Raw genomic sequence first — 18,911 nt, 5'->3', positions numbered from 1 at the left:
GCGATAGGGGCGGACGCGGAGAGGGGGACGCGGACTGCGGGTCGGCGTCCCCACTCCGCGTCAGTCGACGCCGCGGATCGCGGGGTGGTGGAACGTGTCCCCGAACGCCCGCTCGCTCGCACCGACGCGGTCGAGGTAGGGCGTGAGCCCGCCCATCTGGAACGGGTAGCCCGCGCCGAGGATCAGGCAGAGGTCGATGTCCTCGGCAGCGTGGACGACGTCGTCGTCCAGCATCCGCTTGACCTCGTCCGCGAGACCCGTCTCGACGCGCAGCCGCAGTTGCTCGGCCGTCATCGGCTCCGTTCCGCCGGCGACGATGGCGACCGCGCGCTTGTCGACGCCCTTCACCCGCCCCTTCGCGTCGCGCTCGAAGACGTGGCCGAGCTCGGCGAGGCGGTGCAGGTTGGGGCTGTCGAAGAAGCGGTCCGGGAACGCGGCGTGGTGGGTGTCGAGCACGTGCGCGCCGACCTTGAGGCCCACCAGCTCGAGCAGCTCGAACGGGGTCATCGGCAGGCCGAACGGAGCCAGCGACTGCTCGACGACCTCGAAGGGAGTGCCCGTGTCGACCGCGTGCATCGCCTCGCCCAGGACCTTCGCCAGCACGCGGTTCACCACGAAGCCCGGGGTGTCGCGCGTGATGACGGCGTTCTTCCTGAGCTTCGCGGCGGTGACCATCGCGGTCGAGAGCGTCTCGTCGTCGGTGTGCGGCGTCCGGACCACCTCGATCAGCGGCATGACGGCGACCGGGTTGAAGAAGTGGAACCCCACGAGGCGCTCCGGGTGCTGCAGCCGCTCGCCGATGCGCTCGACCGAGAGCGACGAGGTGTTGGTCGCGAGGACCGCTGTGGGCGAGACGTAGCGCTCGATGTCGGCGAACACCTCCTGCTTCACCGACAGCTCCTCGAAGACGGCCTCGATCACCCAGTCGGCGTCGGCGAAGTCGGAGCGGTCGGTCGTGCCGGTGATCAGCGCGCGGAGGCGGTTCGCGTCGTCGGGGGAGACGCGTCCCTTCGCCAGCAGCGCGTCGATCTCGGCGCGGATGCCCGCGACGCCCTTGTCGACCCGCTCCTGGTCGAGGTCGGTGATGACCACCGGCACCTGGAGTCGGCGGAGGAAGAGCAGCGCGAACTGCGAGGCCATGAGGCCCGCGCCGACGACCCCGACCTTGGTGACGGGCTTGGCCAGCGCCTTGTCGGGTGCTCCCGCGGGGCGCTTGGCCCGCTTCTGCACCAGATCGAACGCGTAGATGCTCGCGCGGAACTGATCGCCCGAGATCAGATCGGCCAGCGCCTCGTCCTCGGCGGCGAAGCCCTCGTCGCGGGTGGTGTTCTTCGCGGCCTTGAGCAGATCCAGCGCTCTGTACGGCGACGCCGCGACCGTGCCGATCCGCGACTCCAGCTGCTTGCGCGCGATCGAGATCGCGACGTCCCACTTGACCAGCCGCTCCAGCTTGCCGGGCGCGTTCGGCCGCTCCACCTTCACGGAGCCGCCGATCACGCCGTCGGCCCAGCGGAGGGAGTCCTCGAGGAAGGCGGCGGGCGGGAAGATCGCGTCGGCGATGCCGAGGTCGAACACCTCCTGGCCCTTGAGGGTGCGGTTGTTCTTCAGCGGGTTCTCGACGACGACCTTAAGAGCGTTCTCGATGCCGATCAAATTCGGCAGCAGCCACGCGCCGCCCCAGCCGGGGATGATGCCGAGGAAGACCTCGGGGAGCCCGAGCGCGGGGATGGAGGAGTCGACGGTGCGGTAGTCGGCGTTCAGGCCGATCTCGGTGCCGCCGCCCAGGGCGAGGCCGTTGATGAAGGCGAACGACGGCACTCCCAGCTCGGCCAGCATCCCCAGCGTGCGGTGGCCCAGGCGCGCCAGCTGACGGCCGAGCACACGGCTGGGGATGGCCCCGACCTTGCTGAGGTCCGCTCCCGCGGCGAGGATGAACGGCTTGCCGGTGATGCCGACCGCCTGGATCTCGCCGCGCGAGGCGCGCTCCTTCTGCGCCAGGAGGACGTCCGCCAGCTCGAAGAGCGACGCCGGCCCGAAGGTGTTGGGGCGGGTGTGGTCGCGGTCGTTGTCGAGCGTGATCAGGGCGAGCGTGCGGCCGCTGGGCAGCGGCACGTCGCGGACGTAGGAGTGGGTGACGACCTCGCCCTCGGCGAGGTCCACGAGGTTCTCGAATCCGTCGAGCATGGGTCAGCGTCCCTTCCGTCGTCCGCGCTTGCCGTCGTAGTGGGGGTTCTCCCAGATCACCGTGCCGCCCTGGCCGAGGCCGACGCAGAGGGCCGTCACTCCGTAGCGCACCTCGGGGTGCGACTCGAACTGCCGAGCCAGCTGGATCATCAGCCGGACCCCGGAGGAGGCGAGCGGGTGCCCGATCGCGATCGCTCCGCCGTACTCGTTGACGCGCGGGTCGTCGTCGTCGAGGCCGAAGTGGTCGAGGAAGGAGAGCACCTGCACGGCGAACGCCTCGTTGAGCTCGAAGAGCCCGATGTCCTCGATGCCCAGGCCCGCCTTGCGCAGGGCCTTCTCGGTGGAGGGGACCGGGCCGAGCCCCATGATCTCGGGCTCGACGCCGGCGTACGCGAAGCTCACCATCCGCATCTTCGCGGACAGGCCCAGCTCCCGCGCGGCCTCGGCGCTGGCCAGGAGCGACACCGTCGCTCCGTCGTTGAGACCGGAGGAGTTGCCCGCGGTCACCCGGCCGTGGGGGCGGAACGGGGTGCGCAGGCCCGCGAGGCCCTCGAGGGTCGTCTCGGGGCGCGGCGCCTCATCGGCGGTCGCGAGCCCCCAGCCCGCGGCGCTGCGCGTGGCGACGGGGACGAGGTCCGGCTGGATGTCCCCGGCGGCGTACGCGGCGGCGAGCTTCTGCTGGCTCCGCAGGGCGTAGTGGTCGGCGCGCTCCTTCGTCAGGTGCGGGAACCGGTCGTGGATCCGCTCGGCCGTGCGGCCCATGTTGAGCGCGTCCTCGCCGACGAGGCGCTCGGAGAGGAAGCGCGGGTTCGGATCGGCGCCGAAGCCCATCGGGTGCCGGCCCATGTGCTCCACGCCGCCGGCGAGGACCACGTCGTAGGCGCCGAACGCGATGCCGCCCGCGGTCGCGGTGACCGAGGTCATCGCTCCGGCGCACATGCGGTCGACGGCGAAACCGGGCACCGACTTCGGCAGCCCGGCGAGCAGCGCCGCCGTGCGGCCGAGGGTCAGGCCCTGGTCGCCCTGCTGGGTGGTGGCGGCGATCGCCACCTCGTCCACCCGCTCCTTCGGCAGCGCGCCGTTGCGCTCCAGCAGACCGATCATCGCCTTGACGACGAGGTCGTCGGCTCGGGTCTGCCAGTACATGCCCTTCTCGCCGGCACGCCCGAACGGAGTACGGACTCCGTCGACGAACACGACTTCGGATCTCTCGGCCACAATGCCTCCCAGGAACTCACGGTCGCCGACGATCGTAGGAACCGGCACCGCGCGGCCGGAATCCTTTGCCGCTTCCTACGAAGGGGTTTCGGTGCCCTCGGCCGCCGCTTGGGCCGCTTCGACAAACGCGGTGGCGATCGAGCCCGATGTGGCCTCGACCTGCCAGGCGCGGGCGCCGGCGCGGGTGAGCTCGGCGGCGACCGAGTCACCGGTCAGCGGCTCGGGTGGGTTCCAGGCCACCCGGCGCAGCAGCTCCGGCGTGAGCAGGTTCTCGACCGGGAGCGAGAGCAGCTCGGCGATCTCGGTGACCACGGCGCGTCCCGCCTTCAGGCGAGCGTCGGCGGCCGGGTTGCGATCGCCCCACGCGCGTGGCGGAGGGAGCGTGTCGGCGGCCGGGCGGGTCGGGCTCGGCAGGTCCTCGGTCGTCGTCCCGCGCTCGATCGCGGCCCACCAGCGCTCGACCTCGCCGCGGCTGGCGCGGCCGGTGAAGTCGCGGCGGCCCGAGAGCTGGCCGATGCTGGTCGGGATGTTGCGGGCGACCGCGATGATCGAGGAGTCGGGGATGAGCCGGCCGGGTGCGATGTCGCGCTCGCGGGCGAACGCGTCGCGGGCCAGCCAGAGCTCGCGCGCCACGGCGAGGGGGCGCGGGCCGCGGAGCGAGTGCATGCCGGAGAGGCGGCGCCACGGGTCCGGGGGGACCGCCTTGGGAGCGCGCGCGAGCGTCGCCTCGAACTCCTCGCGGGCGATGCGCGTCTTCCGCGCGGCGATGAGCATCTCCTCCATGCGGTCGCGGAGGTCGACGAGGAGCTCCACGTCCTTCGCGGCGTAGACGAGCCAGCTCTGCGGGAGGGGGCGGGTCGACCAGTCCGCGGCCGAGTGCTCCTTGGCCAGGTGGATGCCGAGGAGGTCCTCGACGACGGCGCCGAGCCCCACCCTGGGCAGTCCGAGGAGCCGGGCGGCGAGCTCGGTGTCGAAGATCCGCACCGGGTCCAGGCCCACCTCGCGCAGGCAGGCGAGATCCTGACTGGCGGCGTGGAGGATCCACTCCTCCTGGCCGATGACCGCCTGCAGGGCGTCCATCCGGCCGATGGCGGGGGGATCGAAGAGGAACGCGCCTGCGCCGCGCCGGTAGACCTGGATCAGGTAGGCGCGCTGCGAGTAGGTGAAGCCGGAGGCGCGCTCGGCGTCGACGGCGACGGGACCCTCGCCGGCGGCGAGGGCGTCGACCGCGGCGAGGAACTCGTCGGGCGTGGAGAGGACACGGTAATCAGTCACGGTTGTTCCGTCGGAAGGCGAGCGGGGTCACACCGTCGCTCGATACGGGCGGGAGACCCGCGAGCATGCACAACAGCTCCCCCCACCCTTCCACGTGAGCGGCGAGCTCCGCATCATCGGGACTCCAGGAGGCGCGGATCTCGATCTGCGCACCGTCCCCCTGAGCGGCCAGCTCGCCGAAGCCGGTGGAGAGCACCTTGGTGGCCGTGCCGGACGCGGCCGAGTAGGAGGCGCCCCGCGCCCCGAGGGCGTCGATGAGCCAGGACCAGGCGACCTCGGCGAGGAACGGATCGGTGCCGATCTCGACCTCGAGCGGAGCCTGCGCGAAGCAGACGACACGGAAGGGGCCGCCCCACTGCTCGGGCTCCTCGGGGTCGTGGAGCAGGATGAAGCGCCCCGTGCCCAGCTCGGAGTCGCGTCCGTGCGCGTGCGGCGCGACGTCGCCCGACAGGGCGAGGGCCCAGGGCGCGAGACCCGACGGCGAGGCGATCTCGGACACGGTGAGCTCGTCGCGCGTGGCAGCGGCGCGGATCGACTCCGTCGCGACCCGGAACTCCTCGGGGAGCTGGGACGACGCTGGGAATTCGGGCACGATCGCAGACTAGGGTTCCGACGCGCCCGGGACGCGGAGGCACGCCGGGTGGGCGGCTCTCAGCGCGTGCGGCTCCACCGGGTGTACACGGCCCCGGAATCGTCGGCGGCCAGCAGCGTGAGGGCGTAGGCGTCGTCGACGACAGCGGTGCCCGTCGCGACCGGGAGGCCCGGGAGGACGACCCGCGGGGAGGTGGTGAGGCACAGCTCGTCCACTCGGCCCGAGGCGAGGAACTGGCCCGAGAGCGAGGCGCCGCCCTCGCAGACGACGCGACGCAGGCCGAGCCCGGCGAGAGCGTCCAGGAGCTCGTCGACGCCGATCCGCTCCGAGGAGGACGGGATCCGGACGACCTCGACGCCGGCGGGGAGCCCCTCCACCGCGCCGCGCGACTCCGGCACCAGCAGCAGGACCCGGGAGCCCTCCTGCAGCTCCAGGCGGTGCCCGGCGAGATCGCCCGAGGCGGAGACGACGGCGAGCGGGACCCGCCGGGGCACGCGGTAGCCCTCGGCGCGGACGCTGGCGGCTCCGACGAGGACGACGTCGGCCTGCTCGCGGATCACTCCGAGGATCGTGCGGTCGACGCGGTTGGTGAGCGTCTCGCTGGTGCCGTCGGAGCCGGTGCTGGAGCCGGTGACGCTCGCGATCATGTTCAGGCGCACGCGCACCGCCCCGTCGGGGCGCCAGGCGTCCGCGACCGCCGCTCGCGCACCGTCCTCACCGATCACGATCGGCGGACCGGGGGGGACGAGCGGTCGGAGGATCATGCGGCCAGGTGCGCGCGGACCTGCCGCTTGGTGCGGCCGAGCAGCGCGGTCATGCCGCGCAGGCGCAGCGGCGAGACCGCCTCCGAGAGGCCGATGGTCTGCGGGAAGTCGTCGGGGACGGCGAGCACCTGCTCGGGGGTGAGCCCGGCCAGGCCCTGCGCCAGGATCGACGCGAAGCCGCGCGTCGTGGGCGCCTCGCGGGGAGCCGTGGCGTGCAGGTGCACGATCCCGCCCTCCACGTCGACGACGATGAAGACGGGCGCCTGGCACTCCTCCACGCGCTCGAAGAGGTCCGGGTGGTCGCGGTAGCGCTCGGGCAGGTCGGGGAGCTCGTTCGAGAACTCGAGCAGGAGCTGCAGGCGCTCCGGCTTCTCGAGGGCGAGGAACTCCTCGCGGATGTCGCGCAGAGCGTCGGGGAGCGTGGTGTCGGTCATCGGTTCCAGTGTCTCATCGGGAGTCGGTCGGAGGGCCCTCACGACGAAGGCCGAGAGCCCCGATCCGGGCCCTCTCGGGGCCTGTCGGCGCTCTCGGCCTTCGTCGTGACGGTCAGCGGGCGGCGGGGGCCTCGCCGGCCTCGGCACCCTGCACGATCGGGACGCGGACGGCGCTGCCCCACTCGGTCCAGGAGCCGTCGTAGTTGCGGACGCCCTCGAAGCCGAGGAGGTGGGTCAGCACGAACCAGGTGTGGGCGGAGCGCTCGCCGATCCGGCAGTAGGCGATGACGGAGTCGCCGTCCTTCAGCCCCGCGCCCTCGCGGTAGACGCCGTTCAGCTCGTCGAGGGGGCGGAAGGTGCCGTCCTCGGCGGCGGCCTTGCCCCAGGGCACGTTCTGCGCGCTCGGGATGTGACCGGCGCGCAGGGCGCCCTCCTCCGGGTAGGCCGGCGCGGTCGTGCGCTGCCCGGTGAACTCCTCCGGGGAGCGGACGTCGATCAGCGGGTTGCCGAAGTGCGCGAGGACGTCGTCCTTGAAGGCGCGGATCTCGGCGTCGCTGCGCTCGACGACCGGGTACTCGGCAGGCTCCGGGGAGGAGGCGTCGGTGGTCGTCGGGCGGCCCTCGGCGAGCCACTTGTCGCGGCCGCCGTCGAGCAGACGGACGTCCTCGTGGCCGAAGAGGGTGAAGACCCAGAGCGCGTAGGCGGCCCACCAGTTGTTCTTGTCTCCGTAGATCACGACGGTGGTGTCGCGGGCGATGCCCTTGCCGCCGACCAGCGCGGCGAACGCGGCGCCGTCGATGTAGTCGCGCTGCACCGGATCGTTGAGGTCGGTGTGCCAGTCGATCTTGACGGAGCCGGGGATGTGGCCGGTCTCGTAGAGCAGGACGTCCTCGTCGGACTCGACGACGACGAGACCGGGAGTGCCGAGGCGCTGCTCGAGCCAGTCGGCGCTGACGAGCCGTTCGGGGTGCGCGTAGGAGGCGAACTTCGGCGACGGATCGGTTTCGACGGACAAGGAGGACCTCCAGGATGGTGCGCGGAGCGCGGGCGTGATTCCACGGCGGGCTACGCTGGAGCCCGCCCTTCAGCGACAGTACGCGTCCGCGGACGACGCCGCACGGAGGGCGCCGTAAGAGTTCGACACAGAACCGCGGCGGGTCCGTTCCCGGTGCGGCCGCCGCCACTGAGCGCACAGGCCCCCGCCGTGTGCAGGATGCGAGACGCGAGTGAGCCCCGACGACGTCCGATCGACGAGCAGCCTGACCGCCCGCTCGCCCCAGATCAGCGGGCACGAGATCGCGTCGACGCTGGTGCCCCCGCGCCAGTTCGAGGGCGCCACCTTCGAGAGCTACCGTCCCGACCCGGAGTACCCCTCGCAGGCCGACGCGGTGGAGGCTCTCCGCGCGTTCGCCGCCGGCGGCGGGTCGAAGGGCGGCGGAGGCGGCTTCCTGGGCTTCGGCCGGAAGAAGGCCCCGGCGGTCAAGCCGGGCGTGTACCTCGACGGCGGCTTCGGCGTCGGCAAGACCCACCTGCTCGCGGCGATCTGGCACGCGGTGCCGGGCCGCACCTACTTCGGGACGTTCATCGAGTACACCGCGCTCGTCGGCGCCCTCGGCTACGCGGCGACCGTCTCGCTCCTCAAGGGCTCGGCGCTGCTGTGCATCGACGAGTTCGAGCTGGACGACCCGGGCGACACGATGCTGATGACCAGGCTCCTCGGCGAGCTCGTCGCCTCCGGGACCCGCATCGCCGCGACCTCGAACACCCCGCCCAACGCGCTGGGCGAGGGGCGCTTCGCCGCAGCGGACTTCCTCCGCGAGATCCAGTCGATGGCCGCCCACTTCGAGACGATGCGGATCGACGGCACCGACTACCGGCGCCGCGACATCGAGGGCCACGCCGTGGTGCGCAGTGACGAGGAGATCGACGCCCTCGTCGCGGCCGCCCCCGTCGGCTCCGTCGTCACCGACGACCCGTTCGCGGACGCCGTGCACCACCTGGGCACCGTGCACCCCTCCCGGTACATCAAGGTGATCGACGGCGTCGACACCATCGTGCTCCGGGGCGTCACCGCTCTGACCGACCAGACCGACGCCCTGCGCCTCGTGGCCTTCATCGACCGGGTCTACGACGCGCAGATCCCGGTCCTCGCCTCCGGGACGCCCCTGGACGAGGTCTTCGGTGGCGACATGCTGAGCGGCGGCTACCGCAAGAAGTACCTGCGCTCGATGTCGCGGCTGATCGCGCTCACGTCGATGGCGCCCCGCTCCTAGGAGCCGATCCTCCGAGGAGCCGGTCCTCCGAGGAGCCGATCCTCCGAGGAGCCGATCCGCTCTCCTCCCGGCGTTCCCGGGGTCGTCGTCGTGCCGTTCGCCAGCGTGCCGTAACGCGCTTTTTACACAGGGGCCTCGGCCGTAACCTCCCCGAAACGCGGTGCCTCACGGGACGAAACCTCGCGCCACCAGACTGTCGGCTACCCGAGGTGACCCGACACCCGCGTGTCTCCAGGCCGTGCTCCGACGCAGCGTCCTCGCTCCGGGCTTTTCTCTGCACACTCACGAGAGGTTCAACAATGGATCAAGGCAATACCGCGTTCCTGCTCATCGCAGCCGCGCTGGTCCTGCTCATGACCCCCGGGCTCGCCTTCTTCTACGGCGGCCTGGTGCGTGCGAAGAGCGTCATCAGCATGATGATGCTCAGCTTCGGAGCCATGGGCCTCATCGGGGTCCTCTGGGTCCTGTACGGCTACGCGATCGCGTTCGGCAACGGCCCGTCCGGCCCCGCCGGCACCGACACCTTCGTCGGCATCGACGGCGTCCTCGGCATCGACACCGCTCAGATCGGCCTGCAGGGCATCTACAACGACGCGCTCGGCGAGCAGACGTCGGCCTACCCGACGCTGGCCTTCGCCGCGTTCCAGGCGACGTTCGCGATCATCACCGTCGCGCTCATCTCCGGCGCCATCGCGGACCGCGCGAAGTTCGGCGCCTGGATGGTCTTCGCCGGCGTCTGGGCCACCGTCGTCTACTTCCCGGTCGCCTCGTGGGTCTTCAACTTCACCCTCGGCGACGACGCCACCGTCGTCGACGGCGGCTGGATCGCCTACAACGTCGGAGCGATCGACTTCGCCGGAGGCACCGCGGTGCACATCAACGCCGGTGCGGCGGCCCTCGCCCTCGCCCTGGTGCTCGGCAAGCGCGTCAACTTCACGAAGGGCGCGCACCAGCCGCACAACCCGCCGTTCGTGCTCCTGGGCGCCGGACTGCTCTGGTTCGGCTGGTTCGGCTTCAACGCCGGCTCCGAGCTCGCCGCCGACGGCATCGCGGCCGTCGCCTTCCTCAACACCATCGCCGCTCCGGCCGCCGCGATCCTCGGCTGGCTCGTCGTCGAGAAGATCAAGGACGGCAAGCCCACCTCCATCGGCGCCGCCTCGGGCGCGGTCGCGGGCCTCGTCGCGATCACCCCGGCCTGCGCCAGCCTGTCGCCGTTCTGGGCGATCGTCCTGGGTGTCATCACCGGTGCCGTCTGCGCCCTGGCGATCGACCTCAAGTACCGCCTCGGCTACGACGACTCGCTCGACGTGGTCGGCGTGCACCTCGTCGGCGGCCTCATCGGAACGCTCTACATCGGCTTCTTCGGCACCGGCGTGGGCCTGTTCCTCACCGGCGACGCGAGCCAGCTCGGCAAGCAGGCCCTCGCGGCCTTCACCGTCCTCGCCTACTCCTTCGTCATGACGCTCCTCATCGGCTGGATCATCCAGAAGACCATGGGCTTCCGCGTGAAGAACGAGGACGAGATCGCCGGCATCGACACGGCCATCCACGGCGAGGCGGGCTACGTCCTGGCGGACTGACCTCGCGCTCCTCGCAGCATCCGACGGGGTGCCGACTCTCCGGAGCCGGCACCCCGTCGGCGCGTCCGCGAGGCACGGGCACTCGGGGCGGCGGGGACCTGATCCGGGCTAGGGTTCCGGGGTGCCCTCCTCGCGCTCGGTCGTGTCCCTGCTCCTCCGACTCCTCGGCCGCGCGGTCGCCCCGCGGCCGGACGCCGGGCCCCGCCCGCAGCGCCCGTACCTGAGCACGACGGCGCCGACGCCGGGCGCGAGCGGAGTGGGCCGCACCGTCGAGGTCGACCCGTCGCGGCTCCGCGGCGTCCGCCTGGGCTACGCGCCCACGCCCGACGGCGACCCGGACCCGGGCGAGGTCGTCTGGACCTGGGTGCCCTACGAGGAGGACGACGGCCGCGGCAAGGACCGCCCGGTGCTCGTGCTCGCGGTCGAGAAGTCGGGGACGGTGCTCGCCGTGCGGCTGAGCTCGAAGGAGCACTCCGACTACCTGGCCGTCGGCACCGGTGGCTGGGACCCGGACGGACGTCCCAGCTGGGTCGACCCGGAGCGCGTGTTCCGCGTGCATCCCGCAGGGATGCGCCGGGAGGGCGCCGCCCTGGATCGTCCCCGGTACGACGCCGTCGCCCGGGTGCTCTCGGCGCGGTACGGCTGGCACTGAGCGCTCGACGCCGCCGAGCCGCCGCGAGAGATCGCCGCTGAGCGCCTCAGGAGGAGATCCCGGCCCGACGGACGAGGGCCGTGCTCCTCGGAGGAGGCGTCAGGCCGGGTCGATCGGCACGAAGCCCGCGTACTTCGCAGCGCGACCGTCCCCGGAGGACGTGCCCGTGAGCCTGCGCTGCACCCAGGGCGCGACGTGCTGCCGGTAGTACTGGACCGTTCCGCCGCGCCGGAGTGCGGTCTCGGGGGCGTCCGGCAGCGCGGGGAGCGGCGTGAGCCCGAGCGCCCGGAGGACCCGGTCGGCCACCCGCCGGTGCCCCCGCGGGCCGAGGTGCAGGCGGTCCTCCGACCACAGCGCCGGGTCGGCGAAGGCCGGGTCGTGCCAGTTGTCGGCCACCACCACGTCGGTCCGGTGGCTCGTCCGACGCAGGACGGCGTCGGTCAGCGCGTCCCCGCGGCGGCGGATGAGCGACCCGAGCGGGAGCCGGGGGGACGGGTCCGCGCCGGCGAGGGCGATCAGCACGACGCCCTGCTCGTCGCAGCGCTCGAGGACGCGGAGGTAGGCGTCGGCGATCCGCTCGATGTCGGCCCGCGGGCGCAGCATGTCGTTGCCGCCTCCGTTGAAGGAGAGGTGGGTCGGGCCCAGGGCGAGCGCGGGCTCGAGCTGCTCGGCGAGGATCGGCGCGATGAGCCGGCCCCGGATCGCGAGATTGGCGTACTCGACCCGCTCACCCGTGGCCGCCGCCCATCCCGCGGCCGTGAGGTCGGCCCAGCCTCGCGGGGTGCCGTCCGGCCGCTCGTCGCCGACCCCCTCGGTGAAGGAATCGCCGATCGCGACGTAGCGGACGGCCGTCATCGGCGGGTTCCGGAGGTGCGCATCGTGGCACTGTACCGCTCCGCGGCAGGGCTCAGGCGCGGCGCCTCAGGGGGGTGACCGGTGCCGAGCGGACGCTGCTGAGGCGGGCCGGCGTCGTGGCGCCCGGCGCTGCGGCGAGCAGCTCCTCCTCGGGCCGGGTGCCCGGACGGGGCTCGCGCTCGGGACGCGGGGCGGCCCGGAACCAGGCGCCCAGCGCGGAGGACCGGCGGTGCCTCCGGTGATCGCGGTCCAGCTCCGCGGTGCCGCGGTAGCCGGAGCACCGGGCGATGCGGTCGAGGCCGCCGAGCCCCACGGGGGTGCTCGCCATCAGGACGGCGGCCAGCTCGAGTCGGCGGAGGGCGAGGTGCTCGTCGAGGCCGAGCCCGTAGCAGCGGCGGAACCGCAGCCGCAGCAGCAGGGCGGGCATCCGCAGCTCGGCGGCGAGGCGGGCGACGGTGAAGCGCCGATCGAGGTAGCGCTCGTTGACGAGGGCGGCCGCCGCGATGGCGAAGACGTCGAGCGGCCGGCGGGACGCTGTGGGGCGGGGGGCGGGGGTTCGGGTGTCCAGGGTAGGCATGCAGAGGAGACGCGCGAGGTCCCTGTTCGTGACGCGGAGGCGCGGAATGCGCTCGGGTGGCGCGGTGATCGGTGTCGGAGAGGCTCGACCGTCGGGGGCTGTGCCATCGTCGGGTGGGCGCGGACTCCCCGCCGATCCGGAACAGACACCCCAGGAGACGACCGCATGGCGCACGCCGCGCTGATCATCCACAGCGCACGGAAGGTCGACGCGGCCGGGTCGGTGGAGGACCACTGGCTCCTCGCGCGGGACGGCGCGATCACGGCGACCGGCACCGGCTCCGGTTGGCGCCGGTCCGCGGAGGGGGCGGAGCTGCACGACGCGCGGGGCCTCACCGCTGTCCCGGGCTTCATCGACCTCCACGTGCACGGCGGCGGGGGTCACGGCTTCGACGGAGGAGCGGAGGCGATCCGCGCGGGCCTCGCGCTGCACCGCTCCCGCGGCACCACGCGCTCGCTGGTCAGCCTGGTCTCGGCGCCGCTGGAGCAGCTGGAGGCCTCGCTGGACGCCGTCTCGGCCCTCGCGGCCGTCGACCCGCTCGTGCTCGGCGCGCACCTCGAGGGCCCGTTCCTCGCGCCCTCGCGCAGCGGTGCGCACGACCCCGCGACTCTCGCGCACCCCTCCTCCGGCGCGGTCGACCGGCTGCTGGACGCCGCCCGCGGACGGCTCGCGCAGATCACGCTCGCGCCCGAGCTGCCGGGAGCCCTCGCAGCAGTGGAGCGGCTCGCCGGCGCCGGCACGGTGGTCGCGGTGGGCCACACCGAAGCGGACGCCGACCAGACGCGGGCCGCGTTCGACCGAGGAGCCCGGCTGGTCACGCACGCGTTCAACGCCATGCCCGGGATCGGCCACCGCTCCCCGGGCCCGATCCCGGTGGCCCTCGGCGACGAGCGGGTCGCGCTCGAGCTGATCCTCGACGGCAGGCACGTGGACGTCGAGGTGGCGCGGCTCGCGTTCGCGGCGGCTCCCGGGCGGATCGCACTGGTCACCGACGCGATGGCGGCGGCAGGGGCGGGCGACGGTGCGCACCGCCTCGGCCCGCTCGACGTCGAGGTGCTCGGCGGAGTCGCCCGACTCGCGGGCACCGCCGTCCTCGCCGGATCCACGCTCACGCAGGACGAGGCGCTGCGGCACGCCGTCGGACCCGGCCGTCTCGGGCTGGAGGCGTCCGTCGCCGCCCTCACCGCCGTTCCCGCCCGCGTGCTCGGCCGTGGCGACCTCGGCCTGCTGGCTCCCGGGTACCGCGCCGACGTCGTCCTGCTCGACGCGTCACTCCGCGTGCGGCGGGTCTGGGCAGACGGGGCGCCCGTCCCCTGACTCCGCGGTCGGTGCGTCGCGACCCCGGGTCAGGGCGTCGGTGTGACGGTCCAGGTGCCCTCGGTCTGGACGGCCATCACGCCGGGGAGATCGGCGTCGAACACCTCGGAGAAGGCACCGGTGTCGCCGAACAGCTGCGGCTGGTCGGAGGTGGTGAACACCCGGCCCGAGAACGAGTCGTCGGGTCCGGCCGGGGTGTACTCGACCGTCACGCGCGGGACGTCGTCCGAGAAGAAGAGGACGGCCGGGCCGGTGCCGGACTGCGCCCCGCTCACCGTCGCGAGGTCGTTCCAGCTCTGGAGGCCGAGCGTCCACGGCCCCTCCGCTCGGACGATCACCTGCTGATCGACGGGGTCGTCGCGGAAGACGCCGGTCAGGAACGAGCCGGTCATCGGGGCGGCGGCCTCGCCGAAGGGCGACATCCGGCCCGCGGCGGTGACGATCGCCGTGCCGGTGCAGGCCGAGCAGTCCAGGCTCAGGACGACCGCGAACTCGCCCTGCCGCTGGAACGACACGTCGGCCGGCCCCGTGCCCGAGACGGTGGCGGGGACTCCTTCGCCGACCGGCCCCGCGTCGACCACGGTGCCGACCGGCTCGGCGGTCGCCGGAGCGGAGGAGGTCGGGCTCGGAGTGATCAGGTCGATGATGGCGGGTCTCGGCGTCCGCGAGGCGGGTGCGGACGCCGTGGCGCCCGTGTCGGCCCCGCCGCCGGCGGTGCACCCGCCCAGCAGCAGGAGCCCCGCCGCTGCCGTCGTCACCAGTGCCGCTGTCGTCCCCCGTGCCCTCATGCCTCCAGCCTGCCAGGGCCGGACCCGATCATCGCCCCCGAGGGAGTCAGAGGAGGAGGGCGCCGAGGCCCGCGGCGGCGAGGACGACGATCCACGGGGGCACGGTCCAGCGCGTCAGCGCCACGAAGGCGCCGATCGCGAGCGCCAGAGCACCGGTCGAGCCGATGCCCTCGGTCAGCACCGGGTCGTAGAGGGCCGCTCCGAGCAGTCCCACCACGCCGGCGTTCACGCCGGCCAGCGCCCGCTGCGCGACCGGCAGGTGTCGCAGCCGCTGCCAGAACGGGAGCACGCCGATCACGAGCAGCGCGCCCGGCAGGAAGATCGCGACCAGCGCGATCGACGCCCCCGCGACGCCGTCCGGCGTCCCCGCGCCCACCGCGCCGAGGAACGCGGAGAAGGTGAAGAGCGGGCCGGGGACCGCCTGCGCCGCTCCGTAGCCGGCCAGGAACTCGCTCTGCCCGACCGCGCCGGCGCCGACCGTCTGCGCCTCCAGCAGAGGGAGCACGACGTGCCCGCCCCCGAACACCAGAGCGCCCGCGCGGTAGAAGACGGAGGCGAGACCTGCCGCTCCCTCGCCGGTGAGCGCGGCGGCCAGGGGGAGGCCGGCCAGGAGGAGTCCCCAGAGGGCGAGAGCCGAGACCGCGAGCGCCGTCGGGATCCGGACCGCGAAGCCCGGGCCGTCGTCCGGAGCCGCCTCCTCGCGGCGCAGCCACAGGACGCCGGCCAGGCCCGCCGCCGCGATCACCGCCACCTGCAGCGAGGGCTCCGGGGCGAGGAGCACGGCGACGGCCGCCGCGCCGGCGATCGTCGCGCGGCGGCGGTCCGGTGCGAGTGTGCGCGCCATCCCGAGCACGGCCTGCGCGACGACCGCGGCCGCCGCTGCCTGGAGGCCCAGGAGCCGGCCGGCGGCGGCGACGTCGCCCGCGCCGACGACGACACCGGCGACGAGGACCAGGGCGATCGCCGAGGGGAGCGTGAATCCGCACCACGCGGCGACGAGTCCTGCGAGTCCCGCGCGCTGCAGGCCGACCGCCATCCCGACCTGGCTGGACGCGGGTCCGGGGAGGAACTGGCACAGCGCCACGAGGTCGGCGTACGCGCGATCGGTCAGCCAGCCGCGGCGCACCACGAACTCCTCACGGAAGTAGCCGAGGTGCGCGATCGGCCCGCCGAACGACGTCAGCCCGAGGCGGAGGAACACGAGGAGCACGGGGAGGGCGCCGCCCCGCTGCGGCCGACCCGTCTGCGACACGGGGGCATCCTGCCAGACAGCGGTGTCCGGCAGGAGTCGTGTCACCGGAGAAGGGACGATAAGCGACCGGACAATCGACTCCTCGCGCATTCTCTTTTCGATGGATGAAGCGGTGGGTATAAATACTGAACCGCTTCTCGATCCCCCTGTTAGCCTGGCCCGGCTTCCCTTTCCTTCTCGAGGAGAAGGCGATCCGCATCGGTATCGCGAGCACTGCCGCTCGTTCACTGAACGCCTTCTCCTCCTCTTTCGATCGGTGTACCCGGAACGGTGACGATCGGAAAGGCGTTCTCTTCCGTGACTCCTCAGGACACTGCCGTCGGCGACTCCGGCGACTCCTCCCGCACCGACCCCCGATCCGGCGTCGAGGCACGCTCCGCTCTCTCGCGCCGCACGATCCTCGCCGGATCCGTCGCCGGCGCGGGCGCGATCGCCTTCGCGACGCCGGCCCTCGCGGCCGGCGACCTCACCGCGGTGCCCCGGCTGCCCGGCGAGGTCTCCCGCCTGTCCACCGCCACGTCGAAGACGGGCGGCAAGCGCTACGAGATCATCGACGTCGTGGTCGCGGGAGACCGGGCGCGCCTGTTCGTGCCGCACGCGACGCCTCCGTCGCAGACCAGGGGCGCATCGATGCTCTGGTACTACCACGCCCGCAACGGCACCCACACGGCGCTCTCGAGCGCCTTCGCCTACTCCGCCGACCTCGCCGTGGACCGCGGCATCGTCAGCATCTGCCCGACCTACGGCGGCAGCATCTGGTCGAGCCCTCGGGCGATCGAGCTCCAGGCCGCGGTCGCCGCCTGGGCTGCGTCGGTGTGGCGGATCGACGCGAGCCTCCTGCGCTCCGACTCCGGGGGCGGACCGCTCCTGGCCTGGGCCTACGGGAAGCGGATGGTGCCGAACATCCGGGGCGCGTACGTCTGCAGCAGCTCCTACGACATGGAGGAGCGCGCGGCGAGCGAGCCGGACAAGATCGGCCCCGAGTACGCGGACGCCGCGGCGATCGCCGCCACCAATCCCGCGCGACTGCCCGCGTCGGTGTGGCGCGGCGCCCGGCTGAGGATCACCGGATCGCCCGACGACGTCATGGTGCCGCTCGCCCTGCACGGCGCCGCCCTGCACGCCGCGGCCCTGCCCCTGGCGAAGGAGGCGACGCTGCGCACCCACCCGGGGGAGGGCACCGACGGCCACAAGGTCCCGAGCTTCACCAACAAGGAGATGATCGACACCTTCCAGCGCTGGATCGCCGAGGGCCCCGTGCCGCAGACGGAGCCCGCGCCCGAGACTCCCCCCGTGTCCACGCTGCCCGGCGCGGGCACCTACGAGAACGGCTCCGCGCAGATCGCCACCACGGGCACCTGGACGACCCTGAAGGCCACGGCGGACAGCGGCGGGAGCATCGCCTACTCGACCAGCTCCGGCGCCTCCGCGACCCTCGCCTTCACCGGCACGAGCATCGCCTGGATCAGCCGCCTCACGTCGTCCTCCGGGATCAACGACGTCGAGCTCGACGGGGTGAAGGTCGCGTCCGTCGACCGCTACAGCGCGTCCACCCGCTCGAAGCAGACGGTGTGGAGCAGCGGACAGCTCGCCGCCGGGCCGCACACGCTGACCATCCGCCGCGGGAGCGGCCGCAATCCGGCCTCGACCGGGACCAACCTGCTGCTCGACTCCTTCGTGGTCCAAGACGCGACGCCTCCGCCTGCGACGACCCTTCCCGGTGCGGGCACGTACGAGAACGGCTCCGCCCCGATCGTCACGACCGGCACCTGGTCGACGCTCACGGCGAGCACGGACAGCGGCGGCAGCATCGCCTACTCGACCACCGCGGGCGCCTCCGCCACCCTCGCCTTCACGGGCACCAGCGTGAGCTGGATCAGCCGCCTGACCGGCTCGTCCGGCATCAACGACGTCGAGCTCGACGGCGTGAAGGTCGCATCGGTCGACCGCTACAGCGCCGCGACGCGGTCGAAGCAGACGGTCTGGAGCAGCGGGCAGCTCGTGGCCGGGCCGCACACGGTGACGATCCGCCGCGGGAGCGGGCGCAACCCCGCCGCGAGCGGCACCAACCTGATCCTCGACGCGTTCGTCGTCGGGGACGCCGCCCCGGTCCCCACGGTCAGCGTGCCCACGCCGATCGCGGAGTGGTCCTTCGCCGAGAGCGCCGCCCCCTTCGCCTCGGCCGTCGCGGGCGCTCCGGCGTTGCGGCAGGGCGCCGGCTCCTCCGCCCGCGCCGTCGCCACGCCCTTCGGCACCGGAGTCGCCCTCAACGGGACGACGGACCACCTCCTCGTCCCCAAGGGCGAGGTCGGCCCGCTCAACCTGGGCGCTTCGACCGGCCAGGTGACGATCGCGGCGTGGGTGCTCAACTCCGACCCGGACGGCGCCTGCATCGCGGGCGTCTGGGAGGAGTCGACGGTCGGGCCGCTGCGCTCCTACGCACTGTTCAACAACCTCCCCGAGTACGGCGGCTGGGAGCGGGTGTGCATGCACGTCTCGAAGCTCGGCGGGCCGACGCCCGGCTACCCGTACTCGCGCGACTACTCGGTGGAGCCCCGCCGGATCACGCGCGGGACGTGGCAGCTGCACGTCGGGACGTACGACGGCGCAGTCGCGGTCTCGTACCTCGACGGCGCCGCCACCGCGTACCCGGTCTACACCGACAAGCTCGGCGCGACCTACGCGAAGAACCCCTACGTCTATCCCGACGGCCTCAACGCGGCTCCGGGCGACTTCGTGGTCGGAGCGGTCGGCCGGGACGGCACGATGATCAACCGCTTCGCCGGCTCCCTCGCTCGACTGCGGGTGTGGGACCGGGCGCTGACCGCGGAGCAGGTGAAGCAGCTCTATTCCGCCGAGAAGGGCGCCCTCGGCTGATGTCCCGAATGCCGTGACACGAGTCCGAGAAGCGGATGTTCCGCTTATCGGATCACGCCGTGTGGTCGATGAAGCATGTCCCTCTTCCGGGGAGGGTGCGCCGGGTGGCCATAGCCGGTCCACTGACCGGATCACGATCGTCCCGTCGTTCTCCGCCGCCTTTTCGAGGAGGGCGGGAGTCCGGTGCCTCTCTCTCTCCGGAGAGGCACCGGATCCGGTCCGGAATCACGTGGACGTGCATTCCCGGAGGGACGATCGGCGGAGGAGCTGAAT

Annotated in this window: 16 protein-coding genes; 5 read left to right on the top strand and 11 right to left on the bottom strand. The window is 73.0% G+C overall.

What is annotated here, in order from left to right:
• Positions 1-60 precede the first annotated feature (60 nt).
• The 7 genes from C5D08_RS02590 to C5D08_RS02560 all read right to left on the bottom strand — a co-directional run bounded on the left by C5D08_RS02590 (position 61) and on the right by C5D08_RS02560 (position 7,482).
• Positions 61-2,184 carry a 3-hydroxyacyl-CoA dehydrogenase NAD-binding domain-containing protein gene (locus C5D08_RS02590; protein WP_104275675.1) on the bottom strand — a complete coding sequence of 708 codons (2,124 nt, stop codon included), beginning with the start codon at positions 2,182-2,184 and terminating at the stop codon, positions 61-63.
• 3 nt (positions 2,185-2,187) lie between these two features.
• The gene (locus tag C5D08_RS02585; RefSeq protein WP_104275674.1) at positions 2,188-3,402 is read right to left on the bottom strand and encodes a thiolase family protein; all 1,215 of its coding nucleotides are present in this window, start codon (positions 3,400-3,402) and stop codon (positions 2,188-2,190) included.
• Positions 3,403-3,477: 75 nt separating this feature from the next.
• Positions 3,478-4,677 (bottom strand): ribonuclease D, encoded by a 1,200-nt coding sequence (locus tag C5D08_RS02580; protein ID WP_104275673.1) that lies wholly within the window; start codon positions 4,675-4,677, stop codon positions 3,478-3,480.
• Positions 4,670-5,269 carry a DUF3000 domain-containing protein gene (locus tag C5D08_RS02575; RefSeq protein ID WP_104275672.1) on the bottom strand — a complete coding sequence of 200 codons (600 nt, stop codon included), beginning with the start codon at positions 5,267-5,269 and terminating at the stop codon, positions 4,670-4,672. The genes C5D08_RS02580 and C5D08_RS02575 overlap by 8 nt, the downstream gene beginning before the upstream one ends.
• 59 nt (positions 5,270-5,328) lie before the next feature.
• Positions 5,329-6,033: a dihydrofolate reductase family protein gene (locus C5D08_RS02570; protein ID WP_104275671.1), complete on the bottom strand. Its 705-nt coding sequence runs from the start codon at positions 6,031-6,033 to the stop codon at positions 5,329-5,331.
• Positions 6,030-6,467 carry a SufE family protein gene (locus tag C5D08_RS02565; RefSeq protein WP_104222086.1) on the bottom strand — a complete coding sequence of 146 codons (438 nt, stop codon included), beginning with the start codon at positions 6,465-6,467 and terminating at the stop codon, positions 6,030-6,032. Before C5D08_RS02565 ends, C5D08_RS02570 begins: the two co-directional genes overlap by 4 nt.
• Before the next feature lie 112 nt (positions 6,468-6,579).
• Positions 6,580-7,482 (bottom strand): sulfurtransferase, encoded by a 903-nt coding sequence (locus C5D08_RS02560; RefSeq protein ID WP_104275670.1) that lies wholly within the window; start codon positions 7,480-7,482, stop codon positions 6,580-6,582.
• A gap of 211 nt (positions 7,483-7,693) precedes the next feature.
• Here C5D08_RS02560 and zapE point away from each other — a divergent pair, with 211 nt between their 5' ends.
• The 3 genes from zapE (at position 7,694) to C5D08_RS02545 (ending at position 10,972) form a co-directional block, all read left to right on the top strand.
• Positions 7,694-8,740: a cell division protein ZapE gene (gene zapE, locus C5D08_RS02555; protein WP_104275669.1), complete on the top strand. Its 1,047-nt coding sequence runs from the start codon at positions 7,694-7,696 to the stop codon at positions 8,738-8,740.
• Positions 8,741-9,039: 299 nt separating this feature from the next.
• Positions 9,040-10,320, top strand: a complete 1,281-nt coding sequence (locus tag C5D08_RS02550; protein ID WP_104275668.1) for an ammonium transporter — start codon at positions 9,040-9,042, stop codon at positions 10,318-10,320.
• A gap of 121 nt (positions 10,321-10,441) precedes the next feature.
• A complete protein-coding gene (locus C5D08_RS02545) occupies positions 10,442-10,972 on the top strand; it encodes a type II toxin-antitoxin system PemK/MazF family toxin (RefSeq protein WP_219815138.1) in 531 nt (176 codons plus the stop codon).
• A gap of 99 nt (positions 10,973-11,071) precedes the next feature.
• Here the strand turns inward: C5D08_RS02545 and C5D08_RS02540 are convergent, their stop codons facing one another.
• Positions 11,072-11,827 (bottom strand): SGNH/GDSL hydrolase family protein, encoded by a 756-nt coding sequence (locus C5D08_RS02540; protein WP_104275667.1) that lies wholly within the window; start codon positions 11,825-11,827, stop codon positions 11,072-11,074.
• Between the two features lie 52 nt (positions 11,828-11,879).
• Positions 11,880-12,404 (bottom strand): hypothetical protein, encoded by a 525-nt coding sequence (locus tag C5D08_RS02535; RefSeq protein WP_104275666.1) that lies wholly within the window; start codon positions 12,402-12,404, stop codon positions 11,880-11,882.
• Positions 12,405-12,569: 165 nt separating this feature from the next.
• On the opposite strand from C5D08_RS02535, the gene C5D08_RS02530 reads away from it, so the two are divergent.
• A complete protein-coding gene (locus C5D08_RS02530) occupies positions 12,570-13,721 on the top strand; it encodes an N-acetylglucosamine-6-phosphate deacetylase (RefSeq protein ID WP_104275665.1) in 1,152 nt (383 codons plus the stop codon).
• Between the two features lie 29 nt (positions 13,722-13,750).
• Here the strand turns inward: C5D08_RS02530 and C5D08_RS02525 are convergent, their stop codons facing one another.
• Positions 13,751-14,509 (bottom strand): hypothetical protein, encoded by a 759-nt coding sequence (locus tag C5D08_RS02525; protein ID WP_146086046.1) that lies wholly within the window; start codon positions 14,507-14,509, stop codon positions 13,751-13,753.
• A 46-nt stretch (positions 14,510-14,555) separates the two neighbouring features.
• The gene (chrA, locus tag C5D08_RS02520) at positions 14,556-15,761 is read right to left on the bottom strand and encodes a chromate efflux transporter (protein ID WP_258067232.1); all 1,206 of its coding nucleotides are present in this window, start codon (positions 15,759-15,761) and stop codon (positions 14,556-14,558) included.
• A gap of 297 nt (positions 15,762-16,058) precedes the next feature.
• Between chrA and C5D08_RS02515 the strand changes: the two genes are divergently transcribed.
• The gene (locus C5D08_RS02515) at positions 16,059-18,638 is read left to right on the top strand and encodes a LamG-like jellyroll fold domain-containing protein (RefSeq protein ID WP_104275662.1); all 2,580 of its coding nucleotides are present in this window, start codon (positions 16,059-16,061) and stop codon (positions 18,636-18,638) included.
• Positions 18,639-18,911 lie beyond the last annotated feature (273 nt).

The organism is Rathayibacter sp. AY1B6, from assembly GCF_002932755.1.
Taxonomy (GTDB): Bacteria; Actinomycetota; Actinomycetes; order Actinomycetales; family Microbacteriaceae; genus Rathayibacter.
This window is presented reverse-complemented; position numbering and strand designations above follow the sequence as displayed.

Bases quoted from the DNA above. Each gene is read 5' to 3' on its own strand.
- C5D08_RS02590 (WP_104275675.1), bottom strand. From the start codon at position 2,184: ATGCTCGACGGATTCGAGAACCTCGTGGACCTCGCCGAGGGCGAGGTC.
- C5D08_RS02570 (WP_104275671.1), bottom strand. From the start codon at position 6,033: ATGATCCTCCGACCGCTCGTCCCCCCCGGTCCGCCGATCGTGATCGGT.
- C5D08_RS02565 (WP_104222086.1), bottom strand. From the start codon at position 6,467: ATGACCGACACCACGCTCCCCGACGCTCTGCGCGACATCCGCGAGGAG.
- C5D08_RS02550 (WP_104275668.1), top strand. From the start codon at position 9,040: ATGGATCAAGGCAATACCGCGTTCCTGCTCATCGCAGCCGCGCTGGTC.
- C5D08_RS02540 (WP_104275667.1), bottom strand. From the start codon at position 11,827: ATGACGGCCGTCCGCTACGTCGCGATCGGCGATTCCTTCACCGAGGGG.
- C5D08_RS02535 (WP_104275666.1), bottom strand. From the start codon at position 12,404: ATGCCTACCCTGGACACCCGAACCCCCGCCCCCCGCCCCACAGCGTCC.
- C5D08_RS02530 (WP_104275665.1), top strand. From the start codon at position 12,570: ATGGCGCACGCCGCGCTGATCATCCACAGCGCACGGAAGGTCGACGCG.
- C5D08_RS02525 (WP_146086046.1), bottom strand. From the start codon at position 14,509: ATGAGGGCACGGGGGACGACAGCGGCACTGGTGACGACGGCAGCGGCG.